Below are 13,313 nucleotides of genomic sequence, written 5' to 3'. Positions count from 1 at the left end.
CGGCTGCCGGTGATGCCGGCGCGCGCCAGCCTGCCCGGCATCTCGGCTGCAACCTCGATACCGGTGAAACCGGCACCGACCACGACGACGGTCGAACGGCCCGGCGACGGCGCGCTACGCCCAAGCGAGGCGAGATGATCCTGGAGGTGCAGTGCCGCAGCATAGGTATCGACATCGAACGCATGGTCGGCTAGCCCGGGAATGTCGGGACGCATCACTTCGCTGCCGAGCGCGAGCACCAGCCGGTCGTAGCCCAGGGTCTCATCGCCGCCGCTGGTGATCATCGACACCTCGCACCGCGCCGGATCGATGGCTTCGACCTCGCCGATGCCGTGGCTGACGCCGACCGGATCGAGCAATTGCGACAGCGGAAGCGCAACCTCGCCGAGGTCGGCTTCGTAATTGCGCACGCGAATGTTGTGATAGGGATTGCGATCGATGAGGCGGATCTCGATGTCGCCGCCGGCACCGATCTCGTCACGCTTGCGCGCGGCGCCGATGGCCGCCCACAGGCCTGCAAAACCGGCGCCGAGCACGACGATACGCGCCATGTCCGCCTACTGTGCTTTCCAACGGAATCCTGCGGCCTGCCCGCGCTGATGAATATAGCGCAACCGCCCCTATCGACCAACTGCGACGGCGCGGCCCGCTGCACAAAATCGCGGCTCAGAGCCTTTCGGTTCCGATGAAATCGGAACGGGGCTCTGGGTTTTTGGTTTGACGCGTTTTCTTCACGCGAACCGGTATCCACTTCGCTCGAAAACGCTTTAGCCCTCGCGCAGCTCCGACGGCGTCGCGCCGAAGCGCTTGCGGAAGGCACGGTTGAAATAGGACAGATCGGAGAAGCCCGAGGAATGCGCGATATCGCTGATCTTGCGCGTCCTCGCACGGGGATCGCCGAGCAGTTTTCGCGCCAGCAGCAAACGTTGCTCCAGCACGAACTCGGTGAAGGTGGTGCCGGCCTGCTCGAACAGCCGCTGCGCCTGGCGCGGGCTCAGGCCAGAGCGCGTCGCGACCTCGGACAGGCAGAGCTCGTTGCGGCCGAGCGCGGCCATCACGTCGGCGCGCATGAGATCGAGGCGGGCCGCGGCCTGTCCGCGGCCGCGCGCGAGGCTTGCGTGCTCGGCATCGGTGCCGATCAGGAGGCCGACCAGATCGACCATGTGCTGCGCGGTCAGGCGCTGGCCGACGGCGTCGAGATGCGGCGCGTGATTGGCGGCGAGCGCGTGATAGCGGAAGATGGTCTCGGCGACCGCGCCGTCGGACAGCACCTGCGAGAGCTTCTCCTCGGCGCGCGGATTGATGTCGAGCAGCGCGCGGCGCGGCATGCGGATGCTGGTGAAGCGGTCTTCGTCGCTGTGACCGACGGTGCCGGTGACAGCCATGTCGACCAGCACCATCTGCGCCGGCGCCAGCTCCACGGTATGGCCGTTCTGCCCGACGCGGACCAGGCCCGCATGCGCAGCGATCAGCACGAGATCGTCGCTGCCGTCGGCAAGGTGGCTCTGGTGACGAGAGTATTGTGCGGACGCGCCTTCCGGAATGGCCAGCGCGATATTGTCGACCACGCTGATCTGGAGCCGGCAGTCGATGCTGTCGCCATGGCTCGGCCCGATGTCGAGGCCGCAGGACCCGAAAGCCCGCTCGCGCCATTGTTCGAAAGCCGGACCATGCGGTAGCCCCGCATATTGGTGGACGAAGATGCCCGGCGTTTTTGCTGCATCCATCTGTTTTCTAGCCCCTCTCCGGCACCATGATCGGCGGCGCCGACTGCAAATTCCGGGCATTTGACGCCGGGAAATGGATCGAGGTTCAAATCGGAGCTGGATTTGGCGGGACTTGTCGGGATGCGACGGCGGCAGGGACCGTGGCGACAGGAACGCAGGCTCGTAGCCCGCAAGAGCGTAGCGACATGCGGGAATACTGTCCCCGGATTGCGCTCCGCTCCATCCGGGCTACGGCACCTACTTTTTCGCCGGAACCTGCGGCTGGGCCGGCGGCACGGTCTCGATCAGCTTGCCGGTAAAGACCGGCGCCGAGCTCGGCTCGCCATTGGGCGAGCCGCCGGCCTGCTCGACGGTGACGGCGTAGGTCGCACCGTTGACGACATCGGCATCGTAGGCGCCGAGCACCGGACGCGCGGTGAAATCGCCGCCGCCGATCACGCCGAGCGAGCGCGGGCGCGGCAGCTTGTCGGAGATCAGCCAGAGCTCAAAGCTCTTGCCGGGCTCCGGTGTCGCACCGACCTTGCGCACCGTAAAATTCTTGGTCGCACCGTCGACCGTGAGAATGAAGGCGGGACCGCCGGCCTGGCCCTGCAACAGCGCCACATATTGCGACGACGCCGTGAGCGGCGTCTTGACCTCGACCCTCTGGATGCGCGGCGCCGGACGCAATGCGCCCGGCAGCGCCTCGGGCTGGAAGATCTGGAGCGACAGCGTCACCAGCAGCGCGGCCGCAAGCGCGCCTACGGCGGATGCGATGGTGCGCCAGCGCTTCACGCGGCTCTCGAGCCGGATCACGTTGCTGTTGTCGGCGACCGGCGGCGGCGGCGCGCGCACGACTTCGGGATCAGGCGCGTGGACCTGCGGCATGAAGATCGGCGCGACGTCCGGAATTGCATCGAGCGTCGGTGGCGCCGTGCCGGGCTGCTCGACCTCGGGCGGCTGCGGCTGCTCCGTCCGATCCGTCGACGATTGCGGCTGTACAGGCTCGAACGAAGAGGATTCCGGCACGGGCGGCGGCGGCGCAACTTCAGACAGCGCCGGCGCCTCCTGCGCAAAGTTCGTCCGCGCGAGCTCGGAGCGGATGTTCTCCCACACGATCGGACGCGGCTCGATCGTGCCGACCATCTGGTTGAGGACGCCGAGCCGGTAGGCCCAGGCCTGCACGACATCGGCGAACGCCTTGTCCACCGCCATCATGGTCTCGACCTGCGCGCGCTCGCCGGCGTCGAGCGTACCGAGCGCATATTCCGCGGCGAGCGCGATATGGTCCTCCGTGTAGGCCATCACATGCAGTCCAGAACCATCCTCACAGAACAAGCCCTCATAATCCGAGGCACTCCCGGATATCCAACATGCTGCGCCGCAGCCACGTCTTCACCGTGTTGACGGGCGCCGAAAATTTCTCCGCCAATTGCTCGCGGCTCCAGCCGTTGTAATAGGCGAGAAGCACGAGCCTCTGACGGTCCGGCTCGAGCCGGCCGACACATTCCAGGAGCCGCTTCAGCTCCTCGGTCATCTCGCGTCGCGCCAGCGGATCGGGGCTGTCGGCCGCAACCTCCATCGCCTGAGGCTCTTCCTCGATGGAGACTTCCGTCTTCTTGCGCACGATGTCGATCGCACGGTTGCGCGCGATCGACGCCATCCATGTGATCGGCGACGACAAGGCCGGATTGAACTGGCCCGCGCTGTTCCAGATCTTGACGTAGGTCTCCTGAATGACCTCCTCCGAGAGATCCTGTCGACGCAAGATACGGAGGACCACGCCATAGAGTTTCGCACGGGTGGCGGCGTAGAGACGCTCGAACGCGGCCTGATCGCCCTTGGCGACCGCCTCAATCAGCCCGACCAGCTCCGCTGGCGTCAGCATTCAGCCCCCCACGCACGGCCCGTCGCGTTCCGCGCAGGCCCTGGCACTGCGCTACCATAGCGCGCGGCCAAGCCCATCACCAAGGGGCGGGGGCGCCACACTGTGGATAGCAAATGCGAAAACCCGGACCTTGCGGGTCCGGGTTCTGCAAATCTCGGCGGTTTGACCGCTGCTTGCGTCTTCAGGCGACGGCGCCGATGCGGGCGCGCATCAGGCCGATGCTGTCGAGGTCGGCCTGCTCGCGGGCGTTTTCCTCGGCGCGCTCGCGGGCCTGGTCGCGCTCGTCGAGGAGCTCGACCTTCTTCAGCTCCTCGAAGGCCTCGGCCAGAGCAGCCTTGGCTTCGTCGAGCTGGCCCTTCAGTTCGTCGGCCGAGCGGGTCAGGTTCTCACGGCGCTGGATCGCGGCCTTGGCATAGGTCGGATAAGCGAAGTGCGAGGGATCGTTGATCCCGGCACGCTCCTGCTCGGTCGTGATCTCGCGTTCAAGATCGGTCGACATCCGCTGGAAGTCGGCGATCATGGTCTCGATCTGGGTGACCCGGCGGCGCTTCTCGTCGACCTGAAATTTCTTCAGGCGGATGAGGGTATCACGTGACTTCATCGACTCGTACTCCCCAGAAGTCCCATGGCTACGCGTGGGACGACACCGGTCTCCCCACAGGCCCGACGGGGGCCAAGACCGGCTCTGCTACTCTGTGGGATAGGATGATGACGGGACAAAGTTAGCGTTCCGTTTCCAAATTGCCGAGGATTTGCGCCAACTGGCGGTAACCGTCCGCAAGTGAGGCATTTTCGTCCTTGCGCTGGCGCAGGAAGGCTTCCAGCGGCTCGTGCAGGCGGATTGCCTCGTCGACCTCCGGGCTGGAGCCGGCCCGGTAGGCGCCAAGCCGGATCAACTCCTCCATGTCGGCATAGGTCGCCATCACCGCCCGCGCCTTCTGGATCACAGGCCAGAACTGCGGATCGGCCGATTTCGGCATGGTGCGGGAGACCGATTTGAGGATGTTGATGGCCGGATAACGGCCGCGCTCGGCGATCGAGCGCTGCATCACGATGTGGCCGTCGAGGATGCCGCGGACCGCATCCGCGATGGGCTCGTTGTGGTCGTCGCCGTCGACCAGCACCGTGAAGATCGCGGTGATGGCGCCCTCCCCGAGGCCCGGCCCGGCACGCTCCAGGAGCTTCGGCAGCTCGGTGAATACGGTCGGCGTATAGCCCTTGGCGGTCGGCGGCTCGCCGGCGGACAGGCCGATCTCGCGCTGGGCCATGGCAAAGCGGGTCACGGAGTCCATCAGGCAGAGCACGTCCTGGTCCTCGTCGCGAAAATATTCGGCGACCGCGAGCGTGAGATAGGCCGCCTGCCGCCGCATCAGCGCCGGCTCGTCCGAGGTGGCGACCACCACGACAGAGCGCGCCAAGCCCTCCTCGCCGAGGTCGTCCTGCAAAAATTCCTGCACCTCGCGGCCGCGTTCGCCGATCAGCCCGATGACACTGACCGCGGCATCGACGTTGCGCGCGAGCATGGAGAGAAGGACGGACTTGCCGACGCCGGAACCCGCGAAGATGCCCATGCGCTGGCCGCGGCAGCAGGTCAGGAAGGTGTTCATCGCGCGCACGCCAAGATCGAGCGGCGCGCCGACGCGCTTGCGCGAATGCGCCGGCGGCGGCGTATTGCGGAACGGCATCGGCGAGGGCCCTTGCGGCAACGGCCCCTTGCCGTCGATCGGCTCACCCAGCGCATTGATGACGCGGCCGAGCCAGGCCATCGACGGCCGCACCTGGTTGGCGGCATTGGCGATGACGGCCTTGCAGCCGCGGCGCACGCCGTCGAGGCCGGCGAACGGCATCACGACGGCGTTGTTGCCGGAGAAGCCGATCACCTCGCAGGGGATGGAACGGTTGGCGCCGGTCTCGATCACGAGCCGCGCCCCGACCGACATCGCATGGATCGGGCCGGCCACCTCGACCATCAGGCCACGGACCCCGACCACGCGGCCATAGATGTTGACGCCGTCGATATCGCCGATCTGTTCGGCCAAGGCCTTCATGGAACAGCCTTCATGGGAGGGCCTTCGTTAAGGTGGTTGCCTGCGAAATCCGGGGCTTCACGGCGAAACCCTTAAGTTTCGCCATATTTCTGAACGGCGCTTAACTTCGTGTTTACCCGCATCATTAATCATTGCGTCACTGTCTTTGTGACTGAGCGTGGCTCCCCTTCAGAAGAAGGCTGAGTCGCGGGAGTCGGTTAGGCCCGTCTCTTAAAGTGGAACTTGAACGGAACCGGATAACGAAAGCTGCTTCGCGCACAAGACCTTAGGGCGATTCGATAAAAATTGCACCCAGGGGACTTGCGTTCCAGAATCAGGATTTGTTAACCATCTGTTGTCAGGATCCGAATCAGTTGTTCAAAGGCGTTTTGTTGAGTGCCGCGAATGCGGCCGACCTGACGCCCAGGAGCGGCGACTATGGGGAACTGGCATGCGCGTTTTGCTGATTGAAGATGACAGCGCCGTCGCGCAGTCGATCGAGCTGATGCTGAAGTCTGAGAGCTTCAACGTCTACACGACCGATTTGGGGGAAGAAGGCGTCGATCTCGGTAAATTATACGATTACGACATCATTCTTCTCGACCTCAACCTGCCCGACATGTCCGGCTACGACGTGCTCAAGCAGCTCCGGGTCTCCAAGATCAAGACACCGATCCTGATCCTCTCCGGCCTCGCCGGCATCGAGGACAAGGTCAAGGGTCTCGGCGTCGGCGCCGACGACTACATGACCAAGCCCTTCCACAAGGACGAGCTGGTTGCCCGCATCCACGCGATCGTGCGCCGCTCCAAGGGTCACGCCCAGTCGGTCATCCAGACCGGCGACCTCGTCGTCAACCTCGACACCAAGACGGTCGAAGTCGGTGGCCAGCGCGTGCACCTGACCGGCAAGGAGTACCAGATGCTGGAGCTGCTCTCGCTCCGCAAGGGTACGACCTTGACCAAGGAAATGTTCCTCAACCACCTCTATGGCGGCATGGACGAGCCCGAGCTGAAGATCATCGACGTCTTCATCTGCAAGCTCCGCAAGAAGCTCGCCAACGCCTCCGAAGGCCGCAACTTCATCGAGACCGTGTGGGGCCGCGGCTACGTGCTGCGCGAGCCGCACGAGCACGAAGAGCGCATTCCCGCCTGATCTTCTGGGTTTACCCGCGAGCCCGTCAGGGCTTGCTCCTCCCAGCCTGGACCCCGCCGCAAATGGCGGGGTTTTGTTTTTTGGGGACGCCAACGCGGCTTCATCGCCGCCCCGCCGTTGAACCGCTATCCTCCTCCCGCCGACGAATGGTCGCTGCACGATGGGGGAACGATGATCCTGCAATCACTCGCCGGCCTGCCCGCCTTCCTGGTCTATTTCTGCACCGGCCTGGTCGCGATCGTGGCGTATCTGTTCGTCTACACCCGCATCACCCCCCACAACGAGTTCCAGCTGATCCGCGACAACGAGCCGGCGGCGGCGATCGCGCTCGGCCTCAGCCTGCTCGGCTTCGTGGCGCCGCTGGTCAGCGCCATCGCGCATTCGGCCAATGTGCTGGACTGCCTGATCTGGGCGACGATCGCGCTGATCGTGCAGATCATCGTGCTCTTCCTGGTGCGGGTGCCGGTGCCGAACCTGTCGGCGCGGATCGCCGACGGCGAGCTTGCCCCGGCGATCTGGCTCGGCTTGTCCTCACTTGCCGCGGGCCTGCTGAACGCTGCCTGCATGATCTACTGACGTGATCAACTGATATGGCCGAGAAACCCTCCAGCAAGCAGTTCGGCAAGCGCCGGCCGCCGGCCGAGCCGCCGCCTCCGCGACCTCAAGTGAAGCGCTCCGGCCATGTCGCGCTGCTGGTGATGGGCACGATCGCGGTCGGCACCACCGCCTACACGCTGATGCCGCGGCAGCATTGCGAGCCCTCCCCCGGAGCCGTGCCGGGGCAGACGACCACGACGTGCAGCAGCAGCAGTTCGTCAGGCGGCAGCAGCGGCTCGCGCTGGTCGTCGCGATCGAGCTTTTTCAGCAGCGATTCATCTGGCCATTCCTCGTCGAGCACGTCGTCCGATTCCGGCCACAGCAGCGTGAGCCGCGGCGGCTTCGGCTCGTTCGGCCACGGCTTTTCGGGCGGCGGCTGATCCATGCGGCGCATCACCTGTCTCGAGCGCGACGACTGGCGAGAGACCGCCGCGCAATGCGGCTTCGTCTTTCACACCATTGGCGGCGAGCGCTATTGGGACGAGCGCGCCTATTACGCCTTCACGCTCGACGAGATCGAGCGCGGCATCGAGACGCCGACCGGCGAGATCGACGCGATGTGCCTGGAGCTCGCCGGCCGCGTGATCGGCGACGAGCGCCATCTGCGGCGTCTCAAGATCCCGGAGGCTTTCTGGAGCTTGATCGCGGACAGCTGGGAGCGCGACGACCGCAGCCTTTATGGCCGGCTCGACCTGAAGTTCGACGGCAAGTCGCCGGCAAAGCTGCTCGAATACAACGCGGACACACCGACCTCGATCTTCGAGGCCGCGGTGTTCCAATGGACCTGGCTCGAACAGGCCATCGAACGTCGCATCATCCCGTCCCGGGCCGATCAGTTCAACTCCATCCACGAACGGCTGATCACGGCGTGGAAGGAGATTGCCGCCGGCCGGCATGTTCATCTCGCCGGCACCACCGGCAATGACGAGGACGCCGGCACGCTCGCTTATCTCGAGGACACCGCGCGCCAGGCGGGACTTTCAACAAGGCTGCTCGACATCGAGCAGATCGGCTGGCGCGACGAGGGTGGCGGCTTCGTCGATCTCGACGATTGCGACATCGCGCTCGCCTTCAAGCTCTATCCCTGGGAATGGATGTTCCAGGACGCCTTCGGTGCGAAGCTCAAGGACGCAGCCACACGCTGGATCGAGCCACCATGGAAGGCGGTGCTCTCCAACAAGGGCATTTTGCCGTTGCTCTGGGAGATGTTTCCGAACCATCCAAACCTGCTGCCGGCCTTCTTCGAGGACGATCCGCGCGCCGCCGGGCTCGGCAGCTCCTACGTCCGCAAGCCGCTGCTGTCGCGCGAAGGCGCCAACGTCACGCTGGTGTCCGGCGGAATGGCGCTGGACGAGCAGACGGGCCCTTATGGCGCAGAAGGCTTTGTGCGGCAGGCGCTGTCGCCGCTGCCGGACTTTTCAGGCTTCTATCCGGTGGTCGGAAGCTGGCTGGTGAACCACGAGCCCTGCGGATTGTCGATCCGAGAAGACGAGAGCCCGATCACGGGCAACCGATCGCGCTTCCTGCCGCATGCGATTTTGTGAGGCCCCAGTCATTCCGGGGCGCTCGCGAAGCGGGCGGGCCCGGAATCCATAACCACAGGCAGATCGAACGGCCCCGCGTCTGACCACCCACCTCATTCGATGGCCTGTGGTTATGGATTCCGGGCTCCGCGCTTACGCGCGGCCCCGGAATGACGGAGAGAAGTTCACCTTGCCGCGGCGATCTTCAGCGGCTGCGGCATCAATCCACCCATCGGGCGGCCGGAGCGCGCCGGGTTGAGCTGGTAGAGACCACGGCGATCCGCGATGGGGCGGAACGCGTCGGTGATGCCGACGACGGATTCGGCGGCCCCGAGCAACAGCGTGCCATCGACTTCCAGACTCTTCGCCATGCGCTCGAAGATCACCGCCTTGGTGTCCTGGTCGAAATAGATCAGCACGTTGCGGCAGAAGATCACGTCGAACGTGCCGAGATGGGAGAAGTCCTGCAGCAGATTGAGCTGGCGGAACTGCACCATCGCGCGAATGTCGGCATTGAGCTGCCAGATCTCGCCGGCCTGCGTAAAATACTTCATCAGGTGCTGGATCGGCAGGCCGCGCTGCACCTCGAACTGGCTGTAGAGGCCGGCCTTGGATTTCTCCAGCACCTCCTGCGACAGATCGGTGGCGACGATCTCGATGCGCCAACCGGCGAAGGCCGCGCCCATCTCCTTGATGCACATCGCGATCGAATAGGGCTCCTGCCCCGTCGACGACGCCGCCGACCAGATGCGCAGCGACTTGCGCGCCGCGCGCGCCTTGATCAGGCCGGGCAGGATGGTCTCGCGCAGGTGATCGAACGGAATCTTGTCGCGGTAGAAGAAGGTCTCGTTGGTGGTCATGGCTTCGACCACGTCGGATGCAAGCCGGCCGTCGCCGTTCCTGATCTTCAGCACGAGATCGGGAATGCCAGGAAGGCTTGCCTTGCGCGCGAGCGGCAGCAGCCGGCTCTCGACCAGATACTGCTTGTCGGGCGAGAGATCGAGACCGGAGCGCTCCTTCAGGAACTTGCGCAGATAGTCGTAATCTGCGGGCGTCACGCGCGGTCTCCCGCGAACAGGCGATTGACCTTGGCGCCGATCTGGTTGAGCGGCAGGATCGCCGCGCAGATGCCGGCATTGGCCGCCGCGCCGGGCATGCCCCAGACGACGCTGGAAGCTTCGTCCTGCGCGATCACGCTGCCGCCGGCCGCAACGATGTCCTTGCCGCCGCGCATGCCGTCCGAGCCCATGCCCGTCAGGATCACGGAGAGGATGGCGCCGTGCCAGATGTCGATGGCGGAGGTGAAGAGCGGATCGACCGCGGGCTTGCAGAAATTGACGGCGGGGCCGTCGTCGAGCGCGATCGCGACGTCCGCGCCGCTGCGCACGACGCGCATGTGCTTGCCACCTGGCGCGAGGTAGATGCGCCCCGGCTTCACCGGCTCGCCGTCGACCGCCTCGGCCGCCGGCTTGCGGCTCGCACGCGCCAGATGCTCGGCGAGAATGGTGGTGAAGGTCGGCGGCATGTGCTGGGTGATCAGCACCGGGAAGCGGTCGATGACGGGGCCAAGCTCGGTGACGAGCGCCATCAGCGCCTGCGGGCCGCCGGTCGAGGAGCCGATCAGCAGCACCTTCGGCGCCTGGGTCGAGAACGGGCGCGTGGACAATGCCCCCGACGACGGCGCGGATACGGCCGGTGCGGACGCGACGGGCCGCGCGACCACCGGTGCACGTGCAGCCGGGGCGGGGCTCGCAGGCGCGAGCGGCGGACTGGCAACCGCGGGCTTGCGGCGCAGCCGCGCACCGAGGTGGCGGATCTTCTGGATCAAATCGTGATGAAAGATGTCCGCAGCCGATGCCTCGCGGGTGGATTCCGGCTTCGGAATGTAGTCGGCCGCGCCGAGCGACAGCGCCTTGAAGCTGATCTCCGCGTTGCGGCGGGTCAGAGTCGAGGCCATGATGATGACGAGATCGCGCTTCTTCGCCAGCAATTGCGGCAGTGCCGAGATGCCGTCGAGCTCAGGCATTTCGATGTCGAGCACGGCAACGTCGGGATTGATGCGCTCGATCTGGTTGACCGCTTCGAGCCCGGTGCGCAGCGAGGCCGCGACCTCCATGTCGTGCTCGGCACCGACCCAGCGCGAGATCAGACCGCGGATGACGACGGAGTCGTCGACGATCATCACCCGCAGCGGCCCGGCTTCGCGCGACGAGCTCGTAGTCGAATTACCTGCGAACGCAACACTCATTACTCACCAACTCAGACTGAAACGGTTCAGTTGAAAACAATCGCCGAAGGATCCGTCCAGCCTCCGGGCGGTCGCTCAGATTAGTCCGACTTCCTGGAATTTTGCCGTCACGATGTCCTTGTCGAAGGGCTTCATGATGTACTCGTTGGCGCCGGCGTGCAGCGCACGCGCGATGTGCGCGACGTCGTTCTCGGTGGTGCAGAACACCACCTTCGGCTGGTCGCCGCCGGGCATGCGGCGCAGGTGACCGAGAAACTCGTAGCCGTCCATGATCGGCATGTTCCAGTCGAGCAGCACCGCGTCGGGCAAACCGCGCTTGCAGGCCTCCAGCGCCTTCTCACCGTCCTCGGCTTCGAGGATCTGGAAGTCGAGGCCCTCCAGGATCCGGCGCGCAACCTTGCGGATGACGCTGGAATCATCAACGACGAGACAAGTTCGCATGTGAACCTCTGCTTCCTTCCCCCTTTGCGGGGGCACTTCCAATTGCAGGTACGTCGGCGGGTGCGCCGGCGTATCAGGCCGCCATCATCTCGGGGGCGAGTTCGAGCACGCGATCGACGTCGAGGACGACCATGAGCTGACCGTCGAGACGGTGGACGCCGCCGGCGAGCTTGGCCATGCGGGGGTCGAGGTTGACGGGGTTCTCTTCCATGCCGGCCTCGGGCAGGCGCAGGACCTCGCCGATCTGGTCGATCAGGAGGCCATAGGATTCACCGCGCAGGTCGACACCGACCGCCATCGGGGTCTGGCCGTCCTCGGGCTTGGGCAGGCCGAGACGGGCGCGCATGTCGACCACGGTGACGATGCGGCCGCGCAGGTTCAGCACGCCCGCGATCTCGCGCGAGGACAGGGGAACGCGGGTGACGCGCTCGGGCATGAACACGTCCTGCACCCGCGAGATCGGCAGGCCGAACAGCTGGCCGCCGATCATCGCGGTGACGTATTCGACCATGGCGCCTTCGCCAATTTGCGTCTTGTTGCTCATCCTGGTGTCTCCTGGTCCCTGTCCTGCTTACGCCGCGGCCCGGTTCAGCTCGGAGGCGCCGGCGGCACCCGCGGTCTGTTCCTTCAGCGCCGCGATCAGGCCGGGGCGGTCGAACTTGGCGACATAGTCGTGGAAGCCGGCCTGACGGCCGCGCTCGATCGCCGCCGGCGACACCAGCGCCGACAGGCCGATGATCGGCATCGCGCCGAGATTGCTGTCGGAGCGGATGGTCTCGGCGAACTCGAACCCGTTCATGTCGGGCATCTCGATGTCGGTCAGGACCACGTCGAAGCTCTGGGCACGGAGCGCTGCGAGGCCCTCCTGCGCGGTCGGCGCGGTGCGGACGCGGTAGCCGGCGGCCTTGAGGACGGGCGCCAGCATGTTGCGGAAGAACGCGCTATCGTCGACCAGCAGCACCGACTGCGAGTGCATCGACGGCTTCATCTCCTTGCGGGTGAACCAGTCGGAGAACGCCATCGGGAGGAAGTGGCCGACGTCGATCACTTCGGTGGCCTGGCCCTTGATCACGGCCGAGCCGAGAATGCCGGAGGAGGAGCCGCCGACCTCGATGTTGAGCCGTTCCTCGACGATGTCGATGATCTCGTCGACGACGAGGCCCATGGAGCGGCCGTCGTCGGCGAACACCAGGATCGGCTGGGCGCCCTGGCTTGCGATGGTGACGCTCTCCATGGCGACGAGCGGCATCAGCTGCTCGCGGTACTGCACCATGTAGCGGCCGTTGGAGAACTCGATCTTGTCGGCCGGGAGCTCTTCCAGGCGGGTGACGAGCCCGAGCGGGACCGCCTTGGGCTGGGACGAGCCGGCGCGGAACACGAGCAGCGAGGTGGTCTGCTCGCCCGAGCCGATGTGGTGCGCCCCGTTCTCGTCGCCCATGTCATGGGCCGAGGAGCCGGCGGCGCCGAGCGCCTTGGCGATACCGTTCGGGTCGATGATCATGATCACAGCGCCATCGCCCAAAATGGTGTTGCCGGAGAACATGTCGATGTGACGCAATTTCGTCGACATCGGCTTCACGACGATTTCTTCGGTGTGGAAGACGCCGTCGACGACGATGCCGAACGTCTGGCTGCCGACCTGCGTGACCACGATGAAGCCGTTCTCGGGATCGGAGGCGGCGCCGTCGTCGATCTTCAGGAGCTTCTTGAGGTGGATCAGCGGCAAGAGC

15 protein-coding genes are annotated in these 13,313 nt (G+C 65.5%); 4 read left to right on the top strand and 11 right to left on the bottom strand.

What is annotated here, in order from left to right; all coding sequences use genetic code 11:
* The 6 genes from PMI42_RS24015 to fliI form a co-directional block, all read right to left on the bottom strand.
* On the bottom strand, positions 1-551 hold a 551-nt coding region (locus PMI42_RS24015; protein ID WP_008138890.1), incomplete at its 3' end, for an NAD(P)/FAD-dependent oxidoreductase.
* 216 nt (positions 552-767) lie between these two features.
* Entirely contained in the window at positions 768-1,727 is a 960-nt protein-coding gene (locus PMI42_RS24010; protein WP_008138888.1) for a helix-turn-helix transcriptional regulator, read from the bottom strand.
* A gap of 237 nt (positions 1,728-1,964) precedes the next feature.
* The gene (locus PMI42_RS24005; protein WP_008138886.1) at positions 1,965-3,011 is read right to left on the bottom strand and encodes an anti-sigma factor; all 1,047 of its coding nucleotides are present in this window, start codon (positions 3,009-3,011) and stop codon (positions 1,965-1,967) included.
* Between the two features lie 37 nt (positions 3,012-3,048).
* Entirely contained in the window at positions 3,049-3,594 is a 546-nt protein-coding gene (locus PMI42_RS24000) for a sigma-70 family RNA polymerase sigma factor (RefSeq protein ID WP_008138884.1), read from the bottom strand.
* 181 nt (positions 3,595-3,775) lie between these two features.
* The gene (gene fliJ / locus PMI42_RS23995; RefSeq protein WP_008138882.1) at positions 3,776-4,195 is read right to left on the bottom strand and encodes a flagellar export protein FliJ; all 420 of its coding nucleotides are present in this window, start codon (positions 4,193-4,195) and stop codon (positions 3,776-3,778) included.
* 121 nt (positions 4,196-4,316) lie between these two features.
* The gene (gene fliI / locus PMI42_RS23990; protein ID WP_008138880.1) at positions 4,317-5,642 is read right to left on the bottom strand and encodes a flagellar protein export ATPase FliI; all 1,326 of its coding nucleotides are present in this window, start codon (positions 5,640-5,642) and stop codon (positions 4,317-4,319) included.
* A 430-nt stretch (positions 5,643-6,072) separates the two neighbouring features.
* Between fliI and ctrA the strand changes: the two genes are divergently transcribed.
* From ctrA to PMI42_RS23970, 4 genes are all read left to right on the top strand, one after another.
* Positions 6,073-6,774, top strand: coding sequence for a response regulator transcription factor CtrA (gene ctrA / locus PMI42_RS23985; RefSeq protein WP_008138878.1), 702 nt, complete (start codon positions 6,073-6,075; stop codon positions 6,772-6,774).
* A gap of 171 nt (positions 6,775-6,945) precedes the next feature.
* Positions 6,946-7,350 carry a DUF350 domain-containing protein gene (locus PMI42_RS23980; protein WP_008138872.1) on the top strand — a complete coding sequence of 135 codons (405 nt, stop codon included), beginning with the start codon at positions 6,946-6,948 and terminating at the stop codon, positions 7,348-7,350.
* Positions 7,351-7,364: 14 nt separating this feature from the next.
* Positions 7,365-7,751 carry a hypothetical protein gene (locus tag PMI42_RS40535; protein ID WP_008138871.1) on the top strand — a complete coding sequence of 129 codons (387 nt, stop codon included), beginning with the start codon at positions 7,365-7,367 and terminating at the stop codon, positions 7,749-7,751.
* 3 nt (positions 7,752-7,754) lie between these two features.
* Complete coding sequence (locus PMI42_RS23970) at positions 7,755-8,915, top strand: glutathionylspermidine synthase family protein (protein WP_008138869.1); 1,161 nt, start codon at positions 7,755-7,757, stop codon at positions 8,913-8,915.
* A gap of 164 nt (positions 8,916-9,079) precedes the next feature.
* Here the strand turns inward: PMI42_RS23970 and PMI42_RS23965 are convergent, their stop codons facing one another.
* The 5 genes from PMI42_RS23965 to PMI42_RS23945 all read right to left on the bottom strand — a co-directional run.
* The gene (locus PMI42_RS23965; RefSeq protein ID WP_008138868.1) at positions 9,080-9,952 is read right to left on the bottom strand and encodes a CheR family methyltransferase; all 873 of its coding nucleotides are present in this window, start codon (positions 9,950-9,952) and stop codon (positions 9,080-9,082) included.
* Complete coding sequence (locus PMI42_RS23960) at positions 9,949-11,142, bottom strand: protein-glutamate methylesterase/protein-glutamine glutaminase (RefSeq protein ID WP_008138866.1); 1,194 nt, start codon at positions 11,140-11,142, stop codon at positions 9,949-9,951. Before PMI42_RS23960 ends, PMI42_RS23965 begins: the two co-directional genes overlap by 4 nt.
* 75 nt (positions 11,143-11,217) lie before the next feature.
* Positions 11,218-11,583, bottom strand: coding sequence for a response regulator (locus PMI42_RS23955; protein ID WP_008138864.1), 366 nt, complete (start codon positions 11,581-11,583; stop codon positions 11,218-11,220).
* Positions 11,584-11,656: 73 nt separating this feature from the next.
* Positions 11,657-12,127: a chemotaxis protein CheW gene (locus PMI42_RS23950; RefSeq protein WP_008138862.1), complete on the bottom strand. Its 471-nt coding sequence runs from the start codon at positions 12,125-12,127 to the stop codon at positions 11,657-11,659.
* 27 nt (positions 12,128-12,154) lie between these two features.
* Positions 12,155-13,313: response regulator (locus PMI42_RS23945; RefSeq protein WP_008138860.1), on the bottom strand; the 1,159-nt coding region annotated here is incomplete at its 5' end.

Source organism: Bradyrhizobium sp. YR681, assembly GCF_000282615.1.
GTDB lineage: Bacteria > Pseudomonadota > Alphaproteobacteria > Rhizobiales > Xanthobacteraceae > Bradyrhizobium.
The sequence above is the reverse complement of the archived record's forward strand: the minus strand, read 5'-3'. Positions and strand labels throughout refer to the sequence as shown.